The following is a 25,566-nucleotide window of genomic DNA, read 5'->3' on the forward strand; positions in this document are numbered from 1 at the left end:
AACTATTAAGCGGGCAATTGAATATTATATAATAATGTTATTAGCTAATGATTAGCAGAACTTATTTAAAATCTGTTATTAATTTTCCGAAGAAAAGCCCTGAGTAAAGCCAAGAAGAAAATCCCTCCAGTTTAAAAACAAATAACAAACAATTACTGCTATGATAATGAGAAGTATAATCTTGATTATCTTTTTTTTCATATTTTAAGTACTAAATTTTATTAATAAAATAATTATGTGAGGTAAGTTAAATATTATATGAAAAAGACAGCCCAACCAAAAATTACATTTTATTCTAATATAACTAAGCATTAGTCCTACAAAAATTTGTGGAATAATTAATACCATACAAATACCTAAAGAATTGAAATTTAAGGGCAGAAAATTCAAGATATGCATCAAGCCAAAAAGAATAGCCGAAAAATAAACCAATAACCTAAAGCGATTTCTATTTAACCATAAATTAATTAAAACTAACAAAGAAAAGCCAATAAATATTAGTTGTGAGGTATACTCTTTATGTGCCAAAAAGTTGGCAATAATTATTCCTATCAACAAGATGCAACTCAATGCATTATGTATAAATTTAGGGCGTAATGGTAAACGAAAAATTGTTTCTTCTACTAATGGCATTAAAAGTAAGATTCCAATTAGTGCGGGCAAACCATACTTATTAAGTATTATCTGCTCATTAGAATGTAGATTTGTGAAGGGATTTTCAAGTCCAAACCGACCTAAAATTTCTGCGAGAAAATGACAAATCAAACTAATTAAAAATATAATAATTAAGCCTGAAAGAAATGTCTTTATTATATTTAAACCAGATTTTTTATCATCTGGAATTTGTAAAAAACTAAAGATAAGTTTTATAGTTTTTAGCATAATTATTTAATAAATAGCTATTCGGTTAGTCCGAATAGCTATATTTTTTAAACCCAGGGTAATAATAAAGCAGCGGCCAAATCTACAGCAGCAAAAGTTGCATGACCAATAACATAGCCTGATTTTTGTGCAAATGACATCTGATCCCAATTTTTAGGTAATTGATTACCACCATTTATATCCAACAAATCATTTTGATTAAGCTGAATAACAGAATATTTATCTAATCTTTTCATTTTTCTTAAATTAAATAATTAATCATATTTATCATGAAATCCACCTGCAAGTCCTTGAGCGAAACCTACTCCGAATTCCAAACTGCTACTTAGAGCATAAGCTGGTGCCAATATCGTTTTTACAAAGAAATCTCCAATAGCACTACCACCATTTTCATTTTTCATCTCTCTAGCATTCATCTCCTGAACACCAAAATTCTCTAAATGTAATTTTTTCATTTTTTATATTATAATAACTTTACCTACTCATTTAAGGCTTTTCGGTTTACGCCTTCGTTGCAACACTACTAAATTACTTTTGTCCACTCTACAAAAAAAGGAGTGGATAATGATTTTGATTTAAAAAACCTGCATTTATACTGATTAACTCCTGTGGTTTCAAGACCATAAAATCAGCCCTGATGTTTACTTCAAATGCCTGGGTATAATAATACGTTTGCAGCTGACGCGAATATTCAATTGGCGCCCCCATCAGCTTTAATTCTTCCAATACCACATATAATCTTGAGGTAGATATCGATAATCTTTTCGCAAAATTTTCTGGAGTACCTGTATGACTTTCTTTAATCAATTTATGTATGATCTTGATGCGGTCAATATATTCTAGTAGTTTCATAAGCGTTTAGTTTAATCCTGTTATTTGAGTCAAATCATTAGGATATAATTTTAGAATTGACAAATTCCAAGGATGGTGTTAACAGGCTGGTCAAATCATCATCGCCAAATTGTTGTTTCCATAAATTTGCATAATGACCATTTGCAAAAATCATTTGGCTGTGGCTTCCTTCTTCTACCACCTTACCTTTATCTAAAACAATAATTTTATCAGCATTTTTGATGGTGGTTAGCCGGTGTGCAATGATAATGATTGTTTTATTTTGCTTCCTTAATAAATCTATTGTCCGTTGAACATATTGTTCAGAAGCAGAATCTAATGATGAAGTAGCCTCATCCAATATTAAAATCTCAGGGTTACGGTACAAAGCCCTGGCAATGGCAATGCGTTGTTTTTGTCCGCCAGATAAGGAAGCCCCGTTTTCACCGAGGTACGTCTGAAAACCTTCAGGCAATTCTTCAATGAAAGCCATAATTCCCAATTGCGAACAAATGTTGATGATGCGTTGCATATCCGGTTCATAATCGCCAACTGCAATATTATCCACAACATTGCCTGCAAAAAGATCTATTTTTTGAGGCACCACACTTAACAGGTTCCTAAGCGAATGATTGTTTAAGTATTTAATGGCATTAATCCCGATAAAAATATTTCCCGACTGAATGGGATAAATATTCTGAAGCAATGACATTAAGGTCGATTTGCCCGAACCACTTTCGCCAACTATGGCTGTAAACGACCCCGCTTCGATATGCAGATTCAGGTCTTCGAAAACATTAACGCGACTTCCGTAGCGAAAAGCAACATGTTCAAAGCGAATGTTTCCCATTAATTCTTTGGTGAGGTGAACACTTGAGGTATCCTGCTCCACTTCAAGATCCATAATTTCGAATAAACGATCTGACGCAATGATCGCATCCTGTATGGCTTTATTGGCACCAATTAAAGATGCGGCCGGTCCTGTGAAATAGCCAATTAGGGTATAAAATGAAAACAATTCACCGGGTGTAATTTCGCCATCTAAAACGTAGCCCGCTCCTACCCATAACAGGATAATGGTGAGTAACCTGGCAATCACCTCGGTTGATGTTCCGGAGAAAACACCATTCATTCCTGATTGATAAATGGTTCTAAGCAAGGATACAAAATGTGTTTCAGTTTTTTCATTGGTAAAACGTTCCAGGCCGAAACGCTTAATGGTGGCTACATTATTTAATCCTTCTACCAGCTGCGATTCCAGATCTGCAGATTCTTCCATCAGCTTTCTCTGGATTTTTTTATTGAGCTTATTGCTTATAAAATAAATCAGTAGATAAAGTGGAATAACCACCAGCATCATTAGCGCCAGTTTCCAGTAATAACTGAACATAAGCAGAAAGGAGAAAATCACGATGAATACATTCACCACTAGGTTAATGGAAACATCGTTAATGAAAGCCCTGATCTTTACCGCGTCATTTACCCTCGAAATAATTTCGCCTACACGCATGGTGTCGAAAAACTGTTGCGGCAATTTTAAAAGATGCTTGTAATATCCTAAAATTAAGCGGGCATCAATTTGCTGTCCGGTACGGATGGTAAAAATGGTTTTAGCCGTGCCAATAAATAATTGAAGCAATAAGATGGCAATCATGGCCATACTCATCACATTCAGCAAATTCCGGTTGCCATCTACCAAAACATGATCCGTTATTTTCTGCACAAAAATGGAGGTAGAAAGGCCTAGAACCGTATACATTAAAGCACCAAAAAGCGCCTGCACAGCAATTGTTTTATGGGGTTTAATCAAATTCCAGAACCGGCTACCCGTATCTACCTTTTCATTTCCTTTTTTAAAACTCTCATCCGGCAGCATTAAAACCAATACTCCGGTCCATTCTGCCGCAAACGCTTCCATGGTTTTGCGGTGCATCCTGCCATCACCGGGATCCATTATTTCTATGTATTGATCTGTCGCCTTATAAATCACCACATAATGCTGTAATTGCTTCTTCAACACCACATGCGCAATGGCAGGCAATGGGATTTTCATTAAACTATCAGCCTGGCCGCGTACCCCCTTTGCCTCGAAACCGAGTTTAACGGCGGCTTCTGTTAAACCCAATACATTGGTTCCTTTCTGATCGGTACTGGCCAGTTGTCTGATTCGTGCAACAGGCATTTTTAATTGATAATGAGCAGAAACAGAAGCCAGGCATGCCGCTCCGCAATCGGTAATATCACGTTGTTTAATTAAAATAGACATTAGATTTCAGATGTGAGATATGAGAATGTTTAATTCAGGCTTTTTAGTTATTACCATTTAGCTTTCTTCTTTTAGCGTTTGGCTCCATTCGGATTCAGCCAGTCATCAACCTGATCATAAAGCAATTGATACAAGCTTCTTTTGGCAATGGTAAACCGTGCACTAAAACTCATTCCTTTTTTTACCTGACCTTTATAACCATTTTTTAACTGGAGGTAGTCTTGATTCAGCTTACACTTTACTTTGAAGTATGGGTTTTGGTTAATCATCACAATATCGTCTGAAATATCTGTAACTACTCCTTTAAGCAAACCCCATTGGTTATAGTTAAATGCATCGATCTGAAACCTGGCTTCCTGGCCTTTTTTAATCAAGCCAATGTCTGAAGGTTTAATGTAATTGATGGCCAGCAAAGCACTATCAGGAGAGATCTCTCCGATCTTCTGCCCGGCAGAAACGAAAGATCCCGTCTGCAAGCCCGATAATCCTTGAACAGTACCATCAATATGGGCAGTAAGTTGATATAACTTTTCCTGTTCCGTGAGCTGAACCATTTGATTATCCAGGTCCTTTAGTTCCTTTCTGTATTGATTGGCCTCGGTTTGCCATTGCGTTTTATATTTCCTGGCCACGAGGTTAAAATCAGAAAGTGCCTGGTCGTAGTTAAATTTATACTGCTCGTATTCAGCCTGTGTAACGACTTTCTTTGCAAAAAGAATCTCATATCTGGCATAAATCTGGTAAGCCTGATTTTTAGCGTTCAATGCATTCTGGGTTTGCTCCATAAACTGCTGCCAGCTGGCTGTATATAAGCCGGTGTGCAGTGCAGGTAAACCAGCACCGCTTAAATCGACTTTTTTTAACAGGAGCGTAGCATCGTTTAACAAATCACTTAATTCATTTGTACGACTACTTAAAATCATTCCCTGCTTTTCCTGAAGCGTAGGATCTATATTTAAAAGAAGGTCTCCCTTTTTTATTTTTTTGTTATCAGTTAAATTGATCATTGTAATTTTACCAGACACTGGTGCCAGCAATTCATTTTTCTCTATATTACTTTGTAATGAACCACTTCCTTTTACGCTTACCGTGGTATAAATAAATGGTAAAGCAGATAAGGCCATAACAACTGCCAGCAGGGTCACGGAATAAATAATCTGGGTGCTCACTTTCGTCTGATGTAAAAAAACCAGCACATTGTTCTGCAAATCTGTCTCATTCTCGACGGCCATATGAATTACAATAATTTAGGGGGCAATTTTGTGTTTAATTTGTGAAGCAACAAAATTGATACACCAAAGGGCAGATTGTAGGGATGAATAGTGAACAGGTAATAAATGGCATCACCTGCCACTCAACCTATAAGGTTATTGTAAAAATCAGCTATAAACAAAAAAACCAGCTGTATATGCTGGTTTTAAAATCGATTATTTATTAAAGTCAATCTAAATCTGGATGATCGCTGCTGCTGATGATTAAAAATTGAGTAATATTTATGAATGTGTTAGAAAGTAAAATGCCTTTCCTAAAAACAAACCAGCTGGAAGAGACAGTAACATCACACCACATGCTAAATACAGTATATTTATAACAAATAGGCTCTTTTTTTCTGAAGTTATTAAGGCGAAAAAGGGAACAGCCAATAAAATGGCAGTAATCATAAGTAAGTAAATCATATGGATGGAATACTTACTTTATTTAAACACAAAAAACAACCGTTTTTATATTTTAATAAAAAAAATTATTTCTTAAATTTATACTGCTAAAAAAATATACAGTTTTTAAAAAGTTATTATATATAGATTTTGCATGTAAATAAGATTACTTAATAAAATCTTTAATCCCTAACTGTACCCCATTTAAAAATTCAACTCTATAATCATAAAGAAATATAAATAAGAGTATCATTATAAATAGTACGTCAATTAAATTTTCATTCCTCTTCGATAAAGTATTTTTCATATTTCTGTTTTTATCAATTTCAATTTAAAACCAAGTTGTAAATTCATTTTAAATTTACAACTTGGTTCAATAAGTTACAAGTTATGTGCAATTAAATAAATTGTACTTGCTCCACCAGTAAGAAAATGAGCCATAGACCATACATATGACCTACCTATTAATTCTGCTGCATCACCTGCATTACCACCATTTGTAGTTATAAGTTCATTATTATCTAAAATTGATAAACCTGAACCGTCAATTTGAATATTATTTAAATTTTTCATATTTTATTCTTTAGTTAAAGTCATTTAAACCTTTTTTTACACCTTCTAAAAATCTCTCTCTATTATCGTATAAATAAATTCCTACACCCACTGCCCACCAAAAATTCCCTCCATCAACCTTTTGTAATTCTTTAGCATCCATTTCCTGCACGCCGAAGTTTTCTAATTTTAACTTTTTCATTTCGATTAATTTAAATTTAATTCCTACTCATTAAAGGCTTTTCGGATTTCCGCCTCTGTCGGCCTAACATGATACAAGTATTGAGTTTATTTTTCCGAGCCTGAAAAATAATACACGAAATGGCTTTTTATATGGACACGACACCTAATAGTTACTAAAGTAACGATATGTTTATAACTGAGTATATTGATGTATAGCTTTAGAATCCATTGACACGCTGTTTCAAAAAAATGAAAACTCTTTTGACCAAAACAGTTTTGGTACATAAAAAGGTAGTATTCATCAATAGTTTTTGTCAGCTACGACAATGTTTTATATTTTTAACCACAAAACAAACTAATAAGTTAGCCTACAAAAGCTCACTTACTCCATCATTAATGTTTATATGAAAAAATTACTAGGCTTTTTCTTTTTGATGTTTACTGTTACATGCCTTAAAGCCCAAAACTGCAACTGTGGAGATAACTTTGCTTTCTTAACCCAAAGAATTTCCAAAAATTATGTAGGTTATACGGACAAGATAACCCCATCAAACAGCAAACAATTTGCAAAATTCACAGATAGCCTCCAACAAATCGCTAACCGATCAAATGCATACCAGTGTTTAAGCTTATGTAGGGAATGGCTTGATTTCTTTAAAGATAAACACCTTGCCTTTGGCATGGCTTTCGATGAACTAAATGCGGATTCAGTAAGGACTTTTTTTTCAGATGAAGAAAAAACCAAGTGGACAGACAGTAGTTTTAAATCATACCTCCTCCAAAACAAAGCGAAGCTCGATCCTGTAGAAGGTATCTGGAGTACCGGCATTTATGAAGTTGGGATTGTTAAAGACATCAAGCCAAATCAGTTTATCGCCTTTGTGCTCAAAGCAGATTCAGTAAGGTGGATGCCGCAGCAAGTCAAGTTTAGAATAATGAAAAAGGGCGGGCAATATCAAACCATTTATTTTAGTGGAGGAGATCATTCCGAGCAACATCCTGCCTTAATAAAAAATGCAGATACACTGGATTTTGGCTTTTTTAAAAAGTGGGTTAAAGTGCCTAAACCTTTAAATGCAACAATCGAAAAAGAAATAGACCTTTCTCCAAAATTCCGGGTATTGAATGATGAAACGGCAATATTTGAAATGCCCTCTTTTGGCAAATTAGATTATGTAGCCCCAACAGCAGCCTTAATTAAAAAGAACGAAAGCGTATTAAAAAACATGAAACATTTAATTATAGACTTAAGAAATAATAGCGGTGGTTCTGTTTTGGTCTATGAAAAACTGATGCCATACTTATATACCAACCCAATCCTAAAGGAGGGAGGTTATGTTTTGGCAACTGCCGAAAATATTAGAGACGGCTATTCTAAAGAATATCCGGAAGTTTCAGACAGTATTAGAAATGTACTAAAGAAAAACCTGATGACATTAAAAGCTCACGAGGGAGAACTTTATAAGCTTTACCCGGTGGATACCATAAAATTTAATACAGTTTACAAAAACCCCGAACGGATTTCGTTTCTGGTGAATAAAAATACAGGGAGCGCTGCCGAATTATTTTTACTTGAAGCAAAACAAAGCAAAAAGGTGAAAATTTATGGTGAAAATAGTAGTGGGACAATTGATTATGTTGAAGTGATTACCACCAAAATGCCCTGTAATTTTTATACCCTTTACTATCCCGCTTGCAAATCTTTTAGGTTACCAGATTATCCCTTAGATAATATTGGGATTAAACCCGATGTAGAAATTCCGGATAGTGTTACTGACTGGATTGATTTTGTAAAAAACCATCAATCTAAATGATTATTTAAGATTTACATTTCTAATCCTTTGGTTTCGTATACTCAAAAGGCTGTTTGGTGTAGTTTTTTTGATCCATCTCATAATAAGCTATACTTTGCATGCATACATTTAAAACACTTAAATCTAAGTCCTATGAAAACAACTAAATTAGAAAAAAGAACTATTTTCATTTTTAAAAAGAATAGCCTTAATAATTTGACACCAGAGCAAATGAAACTGATTAATGGAGGAAATCTAACAAGAGGTGGGCTAAACTTAATTCAATTAAATGAGGGCGATGGAGGAAGTCCATCTTCAAAATTATGTAATGATTTAAAAACTCAATCGATTTAATAAAAAAACCAATCTTAAAACAATCAAGTATTGTAACATCTTAATAATTAAATACTAATTTAAGCACGCCATAACAGCTCTAATAATGATTATCAAGAACTAAGTCCCTATTAAATTATTTTATGAAATATATTTATTTTCTTCTTTTTCTTCTTTTTACAGATCCCTCTCAAGCCCAAAACTGCAATTGTTCAGATAATTTCAATTTTATGGTGAAACGTATTAAAAAGAATTATGCTGGGTATAACGATATGGTTTTAAAAAATAATCAAAAACAATTCGATCGCTTTACCGATAGTCTTCAGCAAGTAGCAAAAATAACAAACAGGGATAAGTGTATTTCTCTTTGCAAAGAATGGCTCGACTTTTTTAAAGACAGACATATGTCAATCGTATTTAATGCAAATCAACCAAAAGATTCCATTCTTAATTTTTTCGCTAAAGAAGAGAGAACAAAGTGGTCAAAAGATAATCTAAAATCATATTTAAACGCTAATAAATATTCTTTAGACAGCATTGAAGGTATTTGGAATCATGAATCAAATATTTTCAAATTAGGTATTGTCCGTGATAGTTTAATCCATGATGAGTTTATAGGTTTTACAATCAAGGCTGATGGTATATTTTGGATTCCACAACAAATTAAGTTTAAAATAAAAAAGATAAACAAAACTTATAATTTCATGTATTTTCTTGCAAGAGATCATTCAAATTATCCAGCTAAAATGATCCTTCTAAAAGACACAATTGATTTAAAAGAATTAGGAAAGTTCTACAAAAATGGTTCACCTAAGCATAACGCTCAAGTTGGAATAAATAATCCTAAATTTAAAAAACTTGATAATAAAACAGGCCTCTTAACTATCCCAAGCTTTGATATTTCATTAAGGCAAGAAACAGATAGCTTAATGCTAAAAATTGATTCAGTATTGCTCAATACAGATCATTTAATCATTGATTTACGAAATAACCATGGAGGAGCTGTTGGTGCCTTTAAAAAGATTTTACCATATATATATACCAACCCAATTCTAACTGAAAGCGCACAGGTCCTGGCTACAGATGATAATATCAAAGATGGTTTTGAAGATACATCTACTGATTTGCCACAAGATGTTCAAGATTCTTTTAAGCAAAACTTGATTAAATTAAAAGCGCATCTTGGGGAGATGTATCTATTGTATCCAGTCGATACAATTAGATATACAAACATATTTAAAAAACCATCCAGAGTCTCTATCTTAATGAATAAAGAATCTAGCAGTAGTACAGAACTATTTGCATTACAAGCCAGACAGAGTAGTAAAGTTAAACTCTATGGTACAAATAGTGCCGGTTCTATTAATTATGTTGAACGTGTAGAAACACAGATGCCTTGCAAATTTTTCACATTGATTTATCCACCCACTAGATTACTCAGAGCAAATACAGAGAAAGCTAATATAGGTATCAAACCAGATATAGAAATACCTTCTGAAGTTAAAGATTGGATTAAGTATGTTAAAGATTATAGACTATAAATTTGCATCTAAGAAAAAAAAATACAGCATTACTATATCATATTAGCTTTTGGCTAACTTATGTGATATTTGGTATAATTCTGAAATTTTCAAGGGATCCTGAGTATATATCTAATCTCAAAACGAATTTAATTTTAGATATATTTCTGATAAATCTACCTACTCTGTTTGCATTTTATGCAAGCTGGTACTCTTACTCAAAATATTTACAGCCAATAAACTTAATTAGGTTAAGTTTATCTTTACTTACAACATTTATCTTTTTTACTATACTTTGGTATCTCATCGATTACTGGATTGCTCCCAAATTAAATACTATTTATACCATTACATCAGAGTTTGAATTCATTCCATTTGTCGCATCTATACTCTATATTTTTGTACAATGGAGCTTAATAGCTTTTGGTTTTCAATACTTTAAAAAAACGCTCAAGCATGAAAAACAACTAAGGGTGTTACAAAATGAAAAGTTAGAAATTGATTATGCCTATTTAAGAGCTCAAATAAATCCACATTTTTTAAATAACACATTAAATTTTTTTTATGCTAAATCATTGCCATTATCATCGAAGTTATCAAATGGGATAATGACTTTGTCTGAGATCATGCGCTATTCATTACAGGCGAATCAAAACAATCAGTTAATGCCTTTAACTGATGAGATAGATCATATAAGAAATATTATTAGCATCAATCAATTACAAGCAAATAATAGCTTGCATTTAGATTTACGAATTGAAGGGGATATACAACATATTTTAATTGTTCCTCTAACATTGGTTATACTTTTGGAAAATATTTTAAAACATGGAGAATGTAATAATCAGGATGAAAGAGCACGAATTAATATCAAACTAGATAAAGATAATAACATCAAAATAGAGACTTTTAACAAGAAAAAGAGAGAACTAAGCGAACAGTCAAATGGAAATAGTCTCGAAAATTTACAAAAACGCCTTAAAAGTTATTATGGAGAAAATTTCAGTTTCAACATAAATGATCAAATTGAGTTTTATGAACTGAGTTTAAACATTTCTATTCATCCAATTAATTAAAAATGATTGATATATTTAATTCTCTCAAAAAGCATAGACGAATATTCTATCATATAGGTTGTTGGCTGGCTTATATTATCCTTAGCATTTTAGCAGGTTTTTTTTCTTCACCTAAAATTTATTCAACAGGCATATTCTATTTCTTTTTCACTTATTTGCCAGATATTTATGCATTTTATTTATGTTGGTGTATTTATTCCTTTTACAGTTATCCATTAAAAGCACACCATTTAATTATCAGTTTAATCTTGGCTTACTTGTCCTATGCTATTTTTTGGTATATTACGGCATATTACATTAGACCTTTAGTTTGGCTAGATGGCCCTGCACCTCGACTTTTTAAGTTTTTCGATTTTATCACACTGAATTTATATATGTTTGTTAAATATGCACTTTTATCATTTAGCATATACTATTTCCGACAATCTATTAATCGTGAAAAAGAACTCAGAATAATCGAAAAAGAAAAACTTGATACTGAATACGCTTTCCTACGTGCGCAAATTAATCCCCGTTTCCTCAACAATACCTTAAATTTCTTTTTTGCCAAGTCTTTACCCCTCTCAGAAGAACTTGCCAATGGCATTATGACCTTAAGTGAAATTATGCGTTACTCACTGGCAATTGATAGTGATGACCGGATGACCTTAATCGATCAAGAAATCGAACACATTAAAAATGTAATAAAAATTAATCAGCTCCGTTTCAACCATAAGCTACAAATAGATTTTAAAATTGAGGGAAATACCCATAACGTTAGGCTGATCCCCCTGATATTAATTACCGTGGTAGAAAATATTTTAAAGCATGGCAATTGCACCGATCAAAATTATCCGGTTAAAATTTTCTTAACCATCAATGAAGCGGATGGATACGTTTATTTGAATACCTTCAACCGGAAGAAAAAAGGGCCAAAGGAACTTTCGAGCGGAATAGGCTTAGATAATATCAAAAAAAGACTGGCCCATCACTATCAGAAGAGGTTTATACTAAATATAACAGAAAGCGAACAGGATTACTTTCTGGATTTGAGTATCCCTTCCAGCACATCAGCTAGCGAGGTGAAGCAATCCACTCAGATCACACTAGCAGAACAATTTACTTTACACACCATCAAACCAAAACCATATACCCCATGATTCACTGCATTATTGTTGATGACGAAGAACATGCCATTGAAGTGATTCAGCATTACCTGAAACCGGTTTCAGCCATACACATCCTGGCAACCTTTACCCATCCGATAGATGCATTGAGTTTTCTAAGCCGAAACCCTGTTGATCTTATTTTTTTAGATATCCATATGCCGGAAATATCTGGCATTGAGTTCATTCAATCCATCCAGCATCAAGATATCCAGGTCATATTAACCACCGCATATAAAGAATTTGCCACCAATGGTTTCGACCTGAACGTGGTCGATTATTTAGTGAAGCCCATTCCCCTGCCCCGTTTTTTACAGGCCATTAATAAGGCGCAAAATCTCATCAACTCCAAAAACAACAACGGCAGCATGATTGATCGTCACCAGGATGATTATTTTATGGTTAAAACAGAGGCCAAAGGCAAAATGCTGAAAATTAACATTGCTGAAATTGATTTTGTGGAAGGCATGAAAAACTATGTGGCCTTCCATCATAATGGCATCCGCACACTTGCCTTGCTTACCATGAAAGATGTAGAAGACAGGTTGCCTAAAACACAATTTATCAGGGTACAAAAATCATTTATTGTTGCCCTCAATAAGATTACCTCTATAGATGGAAACCGGATCATTTTAAAAGGAATTTCGGCCGAAATATTGATTGGTGAAACCTATAGAAAGGATTTTTTAGATATGATGAAGCAAAAATTACTCCTCTAGGGAAGAATGACGTTCTTAATCCCACCCTTTCAGAAGCAAGGCAGCAAACCCCGCATTTGAAATACCATCATCAAACATACGTTAATACCCAATCAGAATGTATAATCGCCAGATCAGATCTGCTTGATACCTACCCCCACCATCAGTACTTCTTCACCAATTGCCACAACAGGAATTTATAAACTTAGGGCAGGGAAAAATTTAAACTGAAATTCAAATCCTTAATGGTGATAACCTCCAATCCATCTGCCATCACTGCTCTCCTCCAATCCCCTTATACTCCTCAATGATCTGTTGCGCAGAAGTTATTTCGCTTTCCACAATAGAAAGTTGATGGCGAAGCAAAATTTGTTGATGAAGACCGCATGATTTAAGTTTCTCTACACACCTGATCTCAAGCACACCCACATAAGGATTAGCCGCGCTATCCTTTAAATTCGCTTTTAAGCTTTGAAGCAAATGCCATAACTTACGGTTGCTGGCATAAGTTTCTTCCATTCCGGAAAGTTTTTTCTCCAATATTTTATACTTCTGCTCTGCACGTTTTTGATCGTAGGTCAGCTTTTTGAGCATGGCTACCAAAGCTTTCTGCTCATTGAAGCTAATGCTTTCAGTTGCGTGGGTTTCGTCAGTGTTACTCATCAAAAGTTCGATGGTACTTAACACAGTCAACGCCTTAGGATTAAGTTCACGTAAGCCTTTTTCATGTAAACTACCGGAAGTTTTATTACTCCCGATAAGCTTAGCCATCTCTGTTTGGCTTAAGCCGATCTGATCTCTCAATTTTTTCATACGACCAAATTTTAACCTGGGTTATACCATCCGAGAAACAAAATTACGAGAAACTTTTTTTTGTTTCTCGATAAAATGTTTCTCCTGGGCGAAACATTTTTTAAGGAAACTATTTTTTGTTTCCCGATAAATTGTTTCAGATTCTTTTTGGGCATATATGGAAGTTTTTAATGATAATGAGAACGACCTGATGAGCTTTCTAATTTTCATGAACGAAGATCAACTGCTTTGTAAATTGATAAATTCTAACTTTCAGACAGCTTTTAAATTAGCGAATTTCCCCTTTAAGCATGCGCATTGTTTTCTTTACAGAATAATAGAATAGCATCCCTCAAAAAGCCTTATCTTTGCGCAACTCATAAAAAATACACTATGCTTAAAGGATTTTTTAACGTACCCACTCCGGTAAACGAACCTATATTAAACTATGCCCCGGGCAGTAAAGAACGTGCACTTTTAAAAGAAGCATTAGCTGAAGCCCGCGCACATCAACAAGATATCCCCATGTATATCGGCGGGAAAGCCGTTCATACCGATAAAAAAGGAAAAGTTGTTGCGCCTCATGATCATCAGCATGTTTTGGCCCAGTTTAGCATTGGCGATCGTACGCATATTTCACAAGCCATTGATGCCGCTTTAGCAGCGAAAGAAGATTGGGAAAACCTTTCCTGGGAACACCGGGCGGCCATCTTTTTAAAAGCCGCAGATTTAATTGCGGGCAAATACCGTTATAAATTAAACGCCGCAACCATGCTTGGGCAGAGCAAAAATGCTTACCAGGCAGAAATTGATGCCGCTTGCGAGTTGATCGATTTCTTACGTTTTAACGTCAGCTATATGGCTGATATTTATAAACAACAACCTCCTGTATCGCCGCGTGGCAGCTGGAACCGTGTAGAACAACGCCCTTTAGAAGGTTTTGTATTCGCCCTCACCCCATTCAACTTTACCGCCATTGCAGCCAACTTACCGGCATCTGCGGCCATGATGGGCAATGTGGTGGTTTGGAAACCTGCAGACACACAAGTATATGCTGCCAACCTGTTAATGGAAATTTTCCGCGAGGCGGGCTTGCCAGATGGCGTGGTGAATTTAGTATACGCGGATGGCCCTGAAACGGGTGAGGTGATTTTTAATCACAAAGATTTTGCGGGGATTCACTTCACCGGTTCTACTAAAGTTTTTCAGGAAATCTGGAAAACCATTGGCACAAACATCCATAAGTACAGGTCATACCCACGTATTGTAGGCGAAACAGGTGGTAAAGATTTTATTCTTGTTCACCCTTCAGCACAAACCGATATTGCCAGTACTGCCATTGTGCGTGGTGCTTTTGAATACCAGGGACAAAAATGTTCTGCTGCATCAAGAGTTTACATTGCAGCAAGTATCTGGCCTGAAATTAAGGAATTAATGCTTCGCGATTTAGCCACATTCAAAATGGGCGGAACAGAAGATTTCAGCAACTTTATTAATGCGGTAATTGATGAGCGTTCTTTTGATAAGTTAGCGAAATACATTGATCAGGCCAAACAGGATGAAGGTGTAGAAATCATTGCCGGAGGGAACTACGATAAATCAAAAGGATACTTTGTAGAACCAACTGTACTGGTTGTTAACGACCCTAAATATACCACCATGTGCGAAGAGCTGTTTGGTCCGGTATTAACGGTTTATGTGTATGCCGACCAGGATTTTGATGCTATTTTAGAGGTGATAGATACGACTTCGCCATATGCCTTAACAGGTGCTTTAATTGCTCAGGACCGTTATGCCATTGATAAAGCATCACATGCTTTACGCAATTCGGCTGGTAACTTTTACATCAACGATAAATGTACAGGAGCAGTGGTTGGTCAGCAACCCTTTGGCGGTGCCAGAGGTTCTGGTACAAACGATAAAGCCGGTTCAATGATTAACTTGTTGCGCTGGGTTTCGCCACGTACCATTAAGGAAGTTTTTGAATCTCCAACAGATTATCGTTATCCGTTTTTAGCAGAAGATTAATTTATGTACCCATATCCTTTTAAAATCCCCGAATACCCGGGGATTTTTCTTTTTAAAAACTTCGGAATGCAATTGGTGTAGCAATATTTAATCTTAGGCTTTATGCTGTGTTCCCCGATAAAAACCGGACTTCGTTTCTAAACCTGACAGCAGCGGCAGCCCCGAATTTTTCATGAGGGCTACAGCAAATGGCAGGACTGCAGCAGCTACCTGGCATAAACATTCATTTTCAAACCTTTTGCTATCCGTTCGGTCGAAAATTTTTACACCCCAAATAAAAAATCAGGATGTAAATCATTTGCAAAGGATTTTGGGCTTTGCCCAAGAACATAATAAAGAGGCGGTAGCGCCAGATTAAGATTGTCATGCCGAACTTGCGAAGACACCGTTAAAGACATTTTTTACCAGTCCTTCGAGGCTTCCCTGACCTTCCAAAATTTGTGCTACGGACACTCCTTAAGAACTCATATCATCAGAATAATTAGCCAATCTTAAATGCTGGCGTCACATCATCCAGGCAGTTACTGGTTACTTCCAGATCTTTAATGATACCGGTTTTTAAACTATAAACCCATGCATGCACAGATAAATCCTGTCCGTTAGCCCATGCACTTTGAACAATAGAGGTATTCATAATATTCGCAGCCCCTTCAATGGCATTTAACTCCACCAGGCGGTCAAACTTTTTTTCAGGTTCCTGAATGGCGGCCAATTCATGTTCATGAGTACGGTATACATCACGGATATTTCTCAGCCAGTTATCAATAATACCGACCTGCTTATTACCCATTGCAGCTTTTACACCTCCACAGCCATAATGGCCGCAAACAATAACATGTTTAACTTTTAATACGTTTACTGAATAATCCAGAACAGAAAGCATATTCATATCCGTATGCACCACTACATTGGCAATATTTCGATGAACAAAAATATCACCCGGCTTGGTATTTGTGATCTGGTTGGCTGGCACTCGGCTATCCGAACAGCCAATCCATAAAACAGGTGGATTCTGACCATTGGAAAGCTTATCAAAAAAAGCCGGATCTTTATCTATCGTGTCTTTCACCCAGTCTATATTTCCTTGCAATAAGGCTTCGTAAGATATATCTTTTGTTTCTATTGGTTTTGCGCACATGGCTTCTACTTATTAAGGTCTTCTACAAATTTGTTGGTTAATTTTGGCACAGCATAATGTTTCTTAATGTGCTCTAAAGTGACAATAATGCCTTTGGTATAGGCATTATGCTTATAATTGAAAATGGTTTCCAATACATCAGGATCAATATACCGGGCATTGGAACCATCAATAATGACGTTTGTTTCGCGTGGAATATTTGTTAAAACCACCTGTATAGCCGCTTTATTTAAAAACGACACTTCTTCTGCCAGCTTAATCCGGATGTTCTTCCGGTCGCCATCATTGCTGATCCGGTAAAAGAATGGGTTACGCATGTTGGTACGCAGCAAATAAAATATGGAGATCATCATTCCTACAGCTACCCCTTTCAGTAAATCGGTAAACAATACGGCCAGTACGGTAACCACAAAAGGTACAAACTGATCCCAACCTTTATGATACATATGTTTGAATAAGCCTATACGCGTGAGTTTATAACCTGTTACCAACAAAATGGCCGCCAGACAGGAAAGCGGAATCATATTGATCACCTGCGGAATAAACAGTAAAGATAAAAGCAGCCAGATGCCGTGGAAAATAGCAGACATTTTAGTCCGCCCGCCTGCATTCACATTAGCAGAACTCCTTACAATTACCGATGTCATGGGCAAACCGCCAACCATCCCACTCGCCATGTTGCCAATTCCCTGTGCAATCAGTTCACGGTTGGTAGGCGATACCCGTTTGATCGGGTCTATCTTATCCACCGCTTCAATACTTAAAAGCGTTTCTAAACTGGCCACTACGGCTATGGTAAGGGCTACGATGTAAACGTTTTTATTGGCCAGCTGTGAAAAATCTGGAAGTGTAAACAGACTCAAAAATCCGCTGAAACCACTGATCACCGGAATTTTAACCATTTGATCTGCCCGTAGCGGATGATCTGTTCCGGAGAAAAAGAATGTCCCTAAAATACCCAGGGCCACCACCAATAAGGGAGCAGGTATTACAGTTAATTTGGGAAATTTAGGCCAGGTAATTAAAATTGCAATGGATAATAAGCTGATGACCACAGCCGCCAAACTAAAATGACCAATTGCAGCGGTAATTGCAGAAAAGGTATTTTCATGATCTTGCTGAAAAAATCCCTCATCACCACTAAAATCGGTATCCACACCCAATGCATGTGGCAATTGTTTCAGGATTAAAATCAAGCCAATGGCGGCTAACATGCCTTCAATCACGCTGGATGGAAAGTAATTTCCGATAGTGCCGGCCTTTACCAAACCCAGAATTAATTGAAAAACCCCGGCCAGTACAACAGCTAATAAAAACGTTGGATATGCACCTAATGAAGTGATTGCACCTAAAACGATCACCGTTAAACCGGCAGCAGGTCCGCTTACGCTCAACTGCGAACCGCTACATGAGGCCACAACAATACCACCGATAATCCCCGTGATTAAACCGGCGAACAATGGTGCACCGGAAGCCAGGGCAATGCCCAAACATAATGGCAGGGCCACTAAAAATACGACAATACTGGAAGGAAGATCTTTTTTGAGATTCTTTTTCAGGAAATACTTTTTGATATCCGAACCTGAAAAGGCCGGGTTAAACTTTTGCATAACAGTATAATGATCGGGTGAATTTTAACGAATAAATCGCTGGGTATATCCATTTATGCCAAAGAAAACTTTTCGTATAAATCTGTCAGTAAGATGCCTGAAACAGTTTATGTAAACAGCATCAAAGAATAACCCAGAAAAAAATCAGATCTGGTTGGGTGGTGGCGTAGGTACCGAAGGATGATATGGGTCTACATATCTTCTGAAATGTTCAATAAAACTACTCTTCAATACAATGTGACTGGAAGAGAATTCATAAGAAAAGATCGGGTGATTGAGTTCAAGAAGTTTGAAATCGCTAAATTTCGTGAGGTCATTTGCAGCATCCTTGCCGCCATCATGTTCCTGCTCAATTTGCATGATCACGGCACTCATGATGTCTTTGTCCATACTCTTATAAAATACCGGCGCGCCTGAAATACCCATCTTCGCAATGAAGATAAACATAAAGGTGCTCACGATAATATATTTGTATTTCCTGAAAAACATTGACTTCTAATCCTGTTCTAATGTTATATTACAAAAATAGACGGATAATCGAGTTTTCAATACGATATGTTGTAAAAAAAACGTAACAACATGTAATACAGATCATTTGATTAATTTAACAATCCGCATTTTCAGTAGCTTTCAGGTAACGGGCCGCGAATAGAAATCATGACATGCGCAATTCAATCTGATCTAACCTTGTAATACCGATGGTAATTTCTAAATTTAAAATCTCATTAATCAGCGATGGAAAAAAAAATAGCACTCCTTCAGGATAAAATAAAGCAAGCCAGCTTAGGTGGTGGTCAGACCCGCATTGACAGCCAGCATAAAAAGGGCAAGCTCACCGCACGTGAACGCATTCATTTTTTAATGGATGAAGGAAGTTTTGAAGAAATCGGGATGATGGTTACACACCGGAGTACGGATTTTGGAATGGAGGGTGAAAAGTATCTGGGTGACGGCGTAGTAACCGGTTACGGTACGATAAACGGTCGTTTAACTTATGTCTTTTCTCAGGATTTTACTGTTTTTGGCGGATCATTATCTGAAACCCACGCCGAGAAAATCTGTAAGCTGATGGATATGGCCATGAAAAACGGCGCACCATTAATCGGACTCAACGACAGCGGAGGGGCCAGGATTCAGGAAGGCGTGGTTTCATTAGGTGGTTACGCTGATATCTTTTATAAAAATGTACAGGCTTCGGGGGTAATTCCCCAGTTATCGGCCATTATGGGCCCCTGCGCGGGTGGTGCTGTATATTCACCAGCCATTACCGATTTTATTTTAATGGTAGAAAACACTTCCTATATGTTTGTGACGGGCCCGAATGTGGTTAAAACCGTTACACATGAAGATGTCACGTCAGAAGAATTGGGTGGCGCCACCACACATGCAACCAAATCTGGCGTAACGCATTTCGCCTGCAGCAACGAGATAGAAGCCATCAATCATTTAAAAAAGCTGTTGAGTTATATGCCACAAAATTGCGAGGAAATACCTTTGCAGTGGCCTTATGAAACAGCAGATGAAAGCCGGCTGGCCCTAAATACCTTTATGCCGGAAAATGCATCGCAACCTTATGATATCCGTGAAATTATTAATAGCGTAGCTGATCAGGACAGTTTTTTTGAAATCCATAAAGATTTCGCTGAAAATATTGTGATCGGTTTCGCCCGCTTAGCTGGCCGGAGCATTGGTATAGTGGCCAATCAGCCTGCGTATCTTGCGGGTGTTCTGGATAGCAATTCTTCTACAAAAGCGGCAAGGTTTGTGCGTTTCTGTGATTGCTTTAATATCCCCTTGCTCGTGTTCGAAGATGTTCCGGGGTTCCTTCCGGGAACAGATCAGGAATGGAATGGCATTATTACCAACGGTGCGAAATTGCTATATGCTTTCAGTGAAGCAACAGTTCCGCGGATTACGGTCATCACCCGGAAAGCTTATGGTGGTGCCTACGATGTGATGAACAGCAAACACATCGGGGCAGATTTGAACTATGCCTGGCCTAGTGCAGAAATTGCTGTAATGGGTGCAAAAGGTGCCGCAGAAATTATATTTAAAAAAGAAATACATGCAGCAGAAAATCCGGAAGATAAATGGATAGAAATGGAAAAACGCTATGCTGATATTTTCGCCAACCCCTATCGTGCTGCAGAAAGAGGCTTTGTAGATGAGGTCATTGAACCTTCGCAAACCCGGATCAAGCTGATTAAAGCTTTCAAAATGCTGGAAAATAAAGTGGTTAATCATCCCCGAAAGAAACATGGAAATATACCTTTGTAAAAAATAGTCCATCGTCATAAGTCCATAGTCTGGGAGTATCAATCTCGGCCTCCAAGACTCATGACTAAGGACTTTGGACTTTAGACTAGCATGCAGACTACTTCGACATTATCCCGTACCGACATCCTTCTCATGGCCTTTTGTACCGGCCTTATTGTGGCTAATATCTATTACTGCCAGCCGCTGGTGATCCTCATTGCCAAAGATTTTAACATAAATGAAACCTATGCAGGCAGAATTACCTATATCACGCAGATTGGCTATGCATTAGGTCTATTTCTTTTGGTTCCGCTGGGCGATATGTTCGAGCGTAAAAAACAGATTTTATTTATCACTGGCTTAGCCATTGTGGCTTTACTGGTGGCCGCAGTTTCGCATACTTTTTTATTACTTGAAATTGCCTCCTTATTAATTGGCATCTGCTCCATTGTTCCGCAGCTTATTTTACCACTCGCAGCCAACTTAAGTACTGACGAAAACCGAGGGGCCAACATAGGCATCATCATGAGTGGTTTACTCGTGGGCATCCTCGCCTCCAGGGCAGTAAGCGGAAGTATAGGTTTCTGGCTGGACTGGCGTGCCGTTTATTATATGGCTTCCGGAATCTGTTTCCTGCTGATCCTCTTAATGGCAAAACGGTTTCCGCAAAGTTTCCCGGCATTCAAGGGTTCCTACAAACAGTTAATGGGTTCAATGTTCAGCTACATCAAAACACAACCCGTTTTACGCGAAACATCCATCATCAACTTCCTGGCTTTTGCCATCATCAGTGCCTTCTGGACAACCATGGTATTATTTTTAGCCAACCCACCCTTTCATTTTCAAACCTTACAAATTGGTTTGTTCGGCATTGCCGGGGCTGCTGGCGCGTTGGCTGCACCCTTGGTAGGCAAATTAAGTGATGGAAATAACCCACGTAAAAACCTGATGATTGGTTTTGTATTGCAATTGGTTAGCATCGCCTTATTCTATTTTACCGGCAGTCATTTATACCTTTTTGTCATTGGGATTATATTGATTGATATCGGTCAGCAGGCCATTCACGTCACCAATCAAACCCGTATTTACACCCTCATTCCTGAAGCCAGGAACCGGTTGAATACCATTTTTATGTCAGTCAGCTTTATTGGCGCCAGTTGCGGCTCCGCCTTAGGCTTATGGCTGTGGGGGCACGGTGGCTGGACACTGTTTTGCTTTGGCATGGCCGCCATCACAATACTTAATATCTTAATTTATCAGTTCTACGGAAGAAAAAGAACACGCTCATAAAGATTATTATGCTCATTCAGATTGAACAAATTTTCCCTTCCCTCACCTGGCGCATTCGACACCAGGTGATGTATCCTGAATTACCGCTGGATCGTGTTAAACTACCCGATGATTTCGACGGCATACATTTTGGTTTATACCTGGATCATCAACTTACAGGTGTGGTATCGTTATTTAACGAAGGTGATGTATACCAGTTTAGAAAGCTGGCCATTCTTTCAAATGCACAAAAAGCTGGCCTGGGGACCCAACTCATGCAGCATATCTTGGATTTTTGTAAAATTCAGAAAGCCTCAAAGCTTTGGTGCAACGCCCGTGTAAATGCTAAAGAATTTTATTATAAATTTGGCTTTCACGAAACACCAAAAACCTTTTTTAAAGATGGGTATGATTTTGTGATCATGGAGAAGGAATTTTAGATTGTAGATTAACAAAATGGTTGGTTTAACCTATCAAAAGAGCAATTCTAAAATCCAAAAAATTTGATTGATGATTTGATTTGATCCATGCAAATCATAAATCTGAAATCGTAAATCTAAAATACACATGGCTAAAAAGAAAGAAGACGAAAAAAAAAATCATGTTCCGGTAGTAACTAAAAAATCATTACAGTTTCTGGAAGAATACATCAATAACCCTGCGCCTACCGGTTACGAATGGGAAGGGCAGAAACTTTGGTTAAACTATTTGAAACCCTATATTGACGAGCATTTTGTAGATAACTACGGCACGGCAGTTGGTGTAATTAACCCTAAAGCAGCTTACAAGGTGGTAATTGAAGCACATGCCGATGAAATTTCATGGTACGTGAACTATATCACCAGTGACGGCTTAATTTATGTCATCCGCAATGGCGGTTCTGATCATCAGATCGCCCCATCCAAAAGGGTAAATATTCATACCGAAAAAGGGCTGGTTAAAGCCGTTTTTGGCTGGCCGGCCATCCATACCCGCCATGGTGAAAAAGAACAGGCACCTGAATTAAAAAACATCTTTTTAGATTGTGGCTGCACATCAAAAGAAGAAGTAGAAAAACTGGGTATCCATGTAGGCTGTGTAATTACTTACGAGGATGAGTTTATGATTTTGAACGACCGTTATTACGTAGGTCGCGCTTTAGATAACCGTGTGGGTGGTTTTATGATTGCCGAAGTAGCACGTTTATTAAAAGAAAACAAGAAAAAACTTCCTTTCGGATTGTACATCGTAAATTCGGTACAGGAAGAAATTGGCTTACGCGGTGCAGAAATGATTGCTCAACGGATTAAACCAAATGTAGCCATTGTGACCGATGTAACACATGATACCACCACGCCAATGATTAATAAAAATATTCAGGGCGATTTATCAGCAGGTAAGGGCCCGGTCGTATCATATGCACCCGCGGTTCAGACCAATTTAAATAAACTACTAATTAAAACGGCTGAGAAGAATGAAATTCCTTTTCAGCGCCAGGCTTCATCACGCTCTACCGGAACGGATACAGATGCCTTTGCCTATTCTAACGGAGGCGTTCCATCTGCATTGATTTCATTGCCGCTCAGGTATATGCACACCACGGTAGAAATGGTTCATAAAGAAGATGTTGATAATGTAATCAGCTTGATTTATGAAAGCCTCCTGAACATTAAAGACGGCCAGGATTTCAGAGAATTTAAATAATGAAAGAAAAGATTTCGCACCCGAAAATAGCAGTCAGAACCTTATTAAAGGTGCTTTTAATGATTGTAATTATTTTCATTATAAACTCCTGGCCAAGCATTATGCGAAGCCTGGATGGCCAGGCGCCACCTTTTAACTACTGGCTCGACCACAGTTTTAAGCCCAGCAACTTACTGCTCATCATCGGCTTTGGTGCTTATTTTTACTATAAGGATTTAACAGATCAGAAAGAACTGATAGCAAAAAAGCAGAACGAAATTGAATAAAGCTTATCAAGGCTTGAAGTAAATACTTCAGGCCTTTTATGTAGATATTGCGTTCTAATTTGACAATCCGCATACAGCAGTATAAATCAATTATCGAAAATAACGGTCATCAGAAACAAATGAAAAAACTCGTATTAATTCGCCACGGACAAAGCATCTACAACCTGGAAAACCGTTTCACAGGTTGGACAGATGTAGACCTTTCTGAAAACGGCTACCAGGAAGCTAAAAAAGCTGCAGAAATATTAAAAAAACATGGTTATAATTTTGATATTGCCTTCACTTCCTTACTGAAGCGTGCCATCAAAACCCTGCATATTATTTTAGAAAACCTGGATCATCTCTGGATTCCGGAATATAAAACCTGGCACTTAAACGAGCGTTTTTATGGCGCATTACAGGGATTAAACAAGGCCGAAACAGCAGAAAAATATGGCGCGGAACAAGTTTATAAATGGCGCAGAGATCCTGATGAAGAACCGCCACAGTTAACAAAAGATGATGAACGTTACCCGGGAAATGATTTGCGCTATCAGCATTTAACCGCCGGACAATTGCCACTCAGCGAAAACCTGTCGGACACGATTGCGAGGGTATTGCCGTTCTGGAACGAATCTGTTGTGCCCGCCATCAGCAAAAATGAGAAGGTGATCATTTCTGCACATGGAAATAGCCTCAGGGCCTTAATCAAATATATTGATCACCTCTCAAACGAAGAAGTTACCGCCTTAGAGATTCCTACAGGAAGCCCACTGGTTTATGAACTGGATGACGACCTGAAAAAAATCAGGCATTATTATCTGGAGTAAACAGTTCTATAAAAACAAAGGTTAAACAGCAATGGCTTGTTTATAATAATGTTGTGCAGCCATAATCTCCCTTGCCCGCACCACATCACCAATAACAATGATTGCCGGGTGTGCCATTCCTTCCTTTAAGGCCGTTTCCTGAAGATCTTTAACCATACACCTTACCTGTTTTTGTTTAGCCAGGCTGGCATGCTGAATAATCGCTGCTGGCGTAGCACCCAAACCAGCTTGTTTATATGCGGCAGAAATTTCCGCAAGCTTTTTCATGCCCATATAAATCACTACTGTAGCCGAACTGCTCATGGCACACTTAAGATCTTTTGATAAGCTTCCATCTTTCTTTGTACCGGTTATCGCCCAAACGCTTTCGCTAATGCCACGGTGGGTAAGTGGAACATCAATAAAACCTGCACCCTGCATACTGCTGATTCCTGGAATGTAGTGTGATTTAATCCCATATTTCTCTGCATAAAGCAACTCTTCGAAACCCCTGCCAAAAATAAATGGGTCACCTCCCTTTAACCGCACCACCACATTGTAGGTTAATGCGTATTTTACAATCAAATCATTTATATCATCTTGCGGCGTACACCTGGCATAAGGTTTTTTACCTACGTATACCATTACACAGCCTTTTGGAGCAATTTCCAACAGCTTTTCATTGCTTAAATTATCATATAGGATCACTTCTGCCCTTTTCAGCACATTAAATGCTTTCATTGTGATTAATTCGGGATCTCCGGGCCCCGCTCCCATTATAAAAAGTCCAAAATCTTCCATT

Annotated in this window: 26 protein-coding genes; 13 read left to right on the forward strand and 13 right to left on the reverse strand. The window is 37.3% G+C overall.

Translation table 11 applies throughout. From position 1 onward, the window contains the following. Positions 1 to 204 precede the first annotated feature (204 nt). The 8 genes from OQX64_RS18010 to OQX64_RS18045 all read right to left on the reverse strand — a co-directional run bounded on the left by OQX64_RS18010 (position 205) and on the right by OQX64_RS18045 (position 6,388). On the reverse strand, positions 205 to 882 hold the full coding sequence (locus OQX64_RS18010; protein WP_265819819.1) for a type II CAAX prenyl endopeptidase Rce1 family protein: 678 nt from the start codon (positions 880 to 882) through the stop codon (positions 205 to 207). A 47-nt stretch (positions 883 to 929) separates the two neighbouring features. Then, entirely contained in the window at positions 930 to 1,118 is a 189-nt protein-coding gene (locus tag OQX64_RS18015; RefSeq protein ID WP_088301968.1) for a hypothetical protein, read from the reverse strand. An 18-nt stretch (positions 1,119 to 1,136) separates the two neighbouring features. Continuing rightward, positions 1,137 to 1,337 carry a hypothetical protein gene (locus tag OQX64_RS18020; RefSeq protein WP_088301967.1) on the reverse strand — a complete coding sequence of 67 codons (201 nt, stop codon included), beginning with the start codon at positions 1,335 to 1,337 and terminating at the stop codon, positions 1,137 to 1,139. A gap of 88 nt (positions 1,338 to 1,425) precedes the next feature. Beyond that, positions 1,426 to 1,734, reverse strand: coding sequence for a DNA-binding protein (locus tag OQX64_RS18025; RefSeq protein ID WP_088301966.1), 309 nt, complete (start codon positions 1,732 to 1,734; stop codon positions 1,426 to 1,428). A 37-nt stretch (positions 1,735 to 1,771) separates the two neighbouring features. Next, positions 1,772 to 3,979 (reverse strand): peptidase domain-containing ABC transporter, encoded by a 2,208-nt coding sequence (locus tag OQX64_RS18030; RefSeq protein WP_265819820.1) that lies wholly within the window; start codon positions 3,977 to 3,979, stop codon positions 1,772 to 1,774. A gap of 71 nt (positions 3,980 to 4,050) precedes the next feature. Continuing rightward, positions 4,051 to 5,211, reverse strand: coding sequence for an HlyD family secretion protein (locus tag OQX64_RS18035; protein ID WP_265819821.1), 1,161 nt, complete (start codon positions 5,209 to 5,211; stop codon positions 4,051 to 4,053). Positions 5,212 to 6,015: 804 nt separating this feature from the next. After that, positions 6,016 to 6,207, reverse strand: a complete 192-nt coding sequence (locus OQX64_RS18040) for a hypothetical protein (RefSeq protein ID WP_265819822.1) — start codon at positions 6,205 to 6,207, stop codon at positions 6,016 to 6,018. Positions 6,208 to 6,217: 10 nt separating this feature from the next. Then, positions 6,218 to 6,388, reverse strand: coding sequence for a ComC/BlpC family leader-containing pheromone/bacteriocin (locus OQX64_RS18045; protein ID WP_265819823.1), 171 nt, complete (start codon positions 6,386 to 6,388; stop codon positions 6,218 to 6,220). 385 nt (positions 6,389 to 6,773) lie between these two features. On the opposite strand from OQX64_RS18045, the gene OQX64_RS18050 reads away from it, so the two are divergent. The 6 genes from OQX64_RS18050 (at position 6,774) to OQX64_RS18075 (ending at position 12,955) form a co-directional block, all read left to right on the forward strand. After that, the gene (locus tag OQX64_RS18050; RefSeq protein ID WP_265819824.1) at positions 6,774 to 8,183 is read left to right on the forward strand and encodes a S41 family peptidase; all 1,410 of its coding nucleotides are present in this window, start codon (positions 6,774 to 6,776) and stop codon (positions 8,181 to 8,183) included. A 132-nt stretch (positions 8,184 to 8,315) separates the two neighbouring features. Further along, entirely contained in the window at positions 8,316 to 8,516 is a 201-nt protein-coding gene (locus tag OQX64_RS18055; protein WP_088301957.1) for a hypothetical protein, read from the forward strand. Positions 8,517 to 8,638: 122 nt separating this feature from the next. After that, positions 8,639 to 10,036, forward strand: a complete 1,398-nt coding sequence (locus OQX64_RS18060) for a S41 family peptidase (RefSeq protein ID WP_265819825.1) — start codon at positions 8,639 to 8,641, stop codon at positions 10,034 to 10,036. A gap of 2 nt (positions 10,037 to 10,038) precedes the next feature. After that, entirely contained in the window at positions 10,039 to 11,091 is a 1,053-nt protein-coding gene (locus OQX64_RS18065) for a sensor histidine kinase (protein ID WP_172406535.1), read from the forward strand. Positions 11,092 to 11,465: 374 nt separating this feature from the next. After that, positions 11,466 to 12,230, forward strand: coding sequence for a sensor histidine kinase (locus OQX64_RS18070; RefSeq protein ID WP_265819826.1), 765 nt, complete (start codon positions 11,466 to 11,468; stop codon positions 12,228 to 12,230). Further along, positions 12,227 to 12,955: a LytR/AlgR family response regulator transcription factor gene (locus tag OQX64_RS18075; protein WP_265819827.1), complete on the forward strand. Its 729-nt coding sequence runs from the start codon at positions 12,227 to 12,229 to the stop codon at positions 12,953 to 12,955. Before OQX64_RS18070 ends, OQX64_RS18075 begins: the two co-directional genes overlap by 4 nt. Before the next feature lie 252 nt (positions 12,956 to 13,207). Here the strand turns inward: OQX64_RS18075 and OQX64_RS18080 are convergent, their stop codons facing one another. Beyond that, positions 13,208 to 13,747, reverse strand: a complete 540-nt coding sequence (locus OQX64_RS18080) for a hypothetical protein (RefSeq protein ID WP_265819828.1) — start codon at positions 13,745 to 13,747, stop codon at positions 13,208 to 13,210. A gap of 372 nt (positions 13,748 to 14,119) precedes the next feature. Between OQX64_RS18080 and pruA the strand changes: the two genes are divergently transcribed. Then, positions 14,120 to 15,754, forward strand: a complete 1,635-nt coding sequence (gene pruA / locus OQX64_RS18085) for an L-glutamate gamma-semialdehyde dehydrogenase (RefSeq protein ID WP_265819829.1) — start codon at positions 14,120 to 14,122, stop codon at positions 15,752 to 15,754. A 481-nt stretch (positions 15,755 to 16,235) separates the two neighbouring features. On the opposite strand, the gene can is transcribed toward pruA, so the two are convergent. The 3 genes from can to OQX64_RS18100 form a co-directional block, all read right to left on the reverse strand. Next, a complete protein-coding gene (gene can, locus OQX64_RS18090) occupies positions 16,236 to 16,892 on the reverse strand; it encodes a carbonate dehydratase (RefSeq protein WP_265819830.1) in 657 nt (218 codons plus the stop codon). Positions 16,893 to 16,897: 5 nt separating this feature from the next. Beyond that, positions 16,898 to 18,502 carry a SulP family inorganic anion transporter gene (locus OQX64_RS18095; RefSeq protein ID WP_088301949.1) on the reverse strand — a complete coding sequence of 535 codons (1,605 nt, stop codon included), beginning with the start codon at positions 18,500 to 18,502 and terminating at the stop codon, positions 16,898 to 16,900. Between the two features lie 144 nt (positions 18,503 to 18,646). Then, positions 18,647 to 18,961 (reverse strand): hypothetical protein, encoded by a 315-nt coding sequence (locus OQX64_RS18100; protein ID WP_265819831.1) that lies wholly within the window; start codon positions 18,959 to 18,961, stop codon positions 18,647 to 18,649. A 276-nt stretch (positions 18,962 to 19,237) separates the two neighbouring features. On the opposite strand from OQX64_RS18100, the gene OQX64_RS18105 reads away from it, so the two are divergent. The 6 genes from OQX64_RS18105 to gpmA all read left to right on the forward strand — a co-directional run bounded on the left by OQX64_RS18105 (position 19,238) and on the right by gpmA (position 24,785). Next, entirely contained in the window at positions 19,238 to 20,779 is a 1,542-nt protein-coding gene (locus OQX64_RS18105; protein WP_265819832.1) for an acyl-CoA carboxylase subunit beta, read from the forward strand. 90 nt (positions 20,780 to 20,869) lie between these two features. Continuing rightward, on the forward strand, positions 20,870 to 22,048 hold the full coding sequence (locus tag OQX64_RS18110) for an MFS transporter (RefSeq protein ID WP_265819833.1): 1,179 nt from the start codon (positions 20,870 to 20,872) through the stop codon (positions 22,046 to 22,048). Between the two features lie 8 nt (positions 22,049 to 22,056). Then, on the forward strand, positions 22,057 to 22,467 hold the full coding sequence (locus OQX64_RS18115) for a GNAT family N-acetyltransferase (protein ID WP_253249040.1): 411 nt from the start codon (positions 22,057 to 22,059) through the stop codon (positions 22,465 to 22,467). A gap of 127 nt (positions 22,468 to 22,594) precedes the next feature. Continuing rightward, positions 22,595 to 23,710, forward strand: a complete 1,116-nt coding sequence (locus OQX64_RS18120; RefSeq protein ID WP_088301944.1) for a M42 family metallopeptidase — start codon at positions 22,595 to 22,597, stop codon at positions 23,708 to 23,710. After that, positions 23,710 to 23,976 carry a hypothetical protein gene (locus OQX64_RS18125; protein WP_265819834.1) on the forward strand — a complete coding sequence of 89 codons (267 nt, stop codon included), beginning with the start codon at positions 23,710 to 23,712 and terminating at the stop codon, positions 23,974 to 23,976. Before OQX64_RS18120 ends, OQX64_RS18125 begins: the two co-directional genes overlap by 1 nt. Positions 23,977 to 24,095: 119 nt before the next feature. Then, a complete protein-coding gene (gene gpmA / locus OQX64_RS18130; RefSeq protein WP_265819835.1) occupies positions 24,096 to 24,785 on the forward strand; it encodes a 2,3-diphosphoglycerate-dependent phosphoglycerate mutase in 690 nt (229 codons plus the stop codon). A 21-nt stretch (positions 24,786 to 24,806) separates the two neighbouring features. On the opposite strand, the gene cobA is transcribed toward gpmA, so the two are convergent. After that, positions 24,807 to 25,565 carry a uroporphyrinogen-III C-methyltransferase gene (cobA, locus tag OQX64_RS18135; protein ID WP_265819836.1) on the reverse strand — a complete coding sequence of 253 codons (759 nt, stop codon included), beginning with the start codon at positions 25,563 to 25,565 and terminating at the stop codon, positions 24,807 to 24,809. Position 25,566: the final 1 nt, after the last annotated feature.

It is taken from the genome of Pedobacter sp. GR22-10, from assembly GCF_026239715.1.
Lineage (GTDB): Bacteria > Bacteroidota > Bacteroidia > Sphingobacteriales > Sphingobacteriaceae > Pedobacter.

Coding starts and splice junctions, on each gene's coding strand:
- OQX64_RS18010 (WP_265819819.1), bottom strand. CDS start 882: ATGCTAAAAACTATAAAACTTATCTTTAGTTTTTTACAAATTCCAGAT.
- OQX64_RS18015 (WP_088301968.1), bottom strand. CDS start 1,118: ATGAAAAGATTAGATAAATATTCTGTTATTCAGCTTAATCAAAATGAT.
- OQX64_RS18020 (WP_088301967.1), bottom strand. CDS start 1,337: ATGAAAAAATTACATTTAGAGAATTTTGGTGTTCAGGAGATGAATGCT.
- OQX64_RS18025 (WP_088301966.1), bottom strand. CDS start 1,734: ATGAAACTACTAGAATATATTGACCGCATCAAGATCATACATAAATTG.
- OQX64_RS18030 (WP_265819820.1), bottom strand. CDS start 3,979: ATGTCTATTTTAATTAAACAACGTGATATTACCGATTGCGGAGCGGCA.
- OQX64_RS18035 (WP_265819821.1), bottom strand. CDS start 5,211: ATGGCCGTCGAGAATGAGACAGATTTGCAGAACAATGTGCTGGTTTTT.
- OQX64_RS18040 (WP_265819822.1), bottom strand. CDS start 6,207: ATGAAAAATTTAAATAATATTCAAATTGACGGTTCAGGTTTATCAATT.
- OQX64_RS18045 (WP_265819823.1), bottom strand. CDS start 6,388: ATGAAAAAGTTAAAATTAGAAAACTTCGGCGTGCAGGAAATGGATGCT.
- OQX64_RS18050 (WP_265819824.1), top strand. CDS start 6,774: ATGAAAAAATTACTAGGCTTTTTCTTTTTGATGTTTACTGTTACATGC.
- OQX64_RS18055 (WP_088301957.1), top strand. CDS start 8,316: ATGAAAACAACTAAATTAGAAAAAAGAACTATTTTCATTTTTAAAAAG.
- OQX64_RS18060 (WP_265819825.1), top strand. CDS start 8,639: ATGAAATATATTTATTTTCTTCTTTTTCTTCTTTTTACAGATCCCTCT.
- OQX64_RS18070 (WP_265819826.1), top strand. CDS start 11,466: ATGTTTGTTAAATATGCACTTTTATCATTTAGCATATACTATTTCCGA.
- OQX64_RS18075 (WP_265819827.1), top strand. CDS start 12,227: ATGATTCACTGCATTATTGTTGATGACGAAGAACATGCCATTGAAGTG.
- OQX64_RS18080 (WP_265819828.1), bottom strand. CDS start 13,747: ATGAAAAAATTGAGAGATCAGATCGGCTTAAGCCAAACAGAGATGGCT.
- pruA (WP_265819829.1), top strand. CDS start 14,120: ATGCTTAAAGGATTTTTTAACGTACCCACTCCGGTAAACGAACCTATA.
- can (WP_265819830.1), bottom strand. CDS start 16,892: ATGTGCGCAAAACCAATAGAAACAAAAGATATATCTTACGAAGCCTTA.
- OQX64_RS18095 (WP_088301949.1), bottom strand. CDS start 18,502: ATGCAAAAGTTTAACCCGGCCTTTTCAGGTTCGGATATCAAAAAGTAT.
- OQX64_RS18105 (WP_265819832.1), top strand. CDS start 19,238: ATGGAAAAAAAAATAGCACTCCTTCAGGATAAAATAAAGCAAGCCAGC.
- OQX64_RS18110 (WP_265819833.1), top strand. CDS start 20,870: ATGCAGACTACTTCGACATTATCCCGTACCGACATCCTTCTCATGGCC.
- OQX64_RS18115 (WP_253249040.1), top strand. CDS start 22,057: ATGCTCATTCAGATTGAACAAATTTTCCCTTCCCTCACCTGGCGCATT.
- OQX64_RS18120 (WP_088301944.1), top strand. CDS start 22,595: ATGGCTAAAAAGAAAGAAGACGAAAAAAAAAATCATGTTCCGGTAGTA.
- OQX64_RS18125 (WP_265819834.1), top strand. CDS start 23,710: ATGAAAGAAAAGATTTCGCACCCGAAAATAGCAGTCAGAACCTTATTA.
- gpmA (WP_265819835.1), top strand. CDS start 24,096: ATGAAAAAACTCGTATTAATTCGCCACGGACAAAGCATCTACAACCTG.
- cobA (WP_265819836.1), bottom strand. CDS start 25,565: ATGGAAGATTTTGGACTTTTTATAATGGGAGCGGGGCCCGGAGATCCC.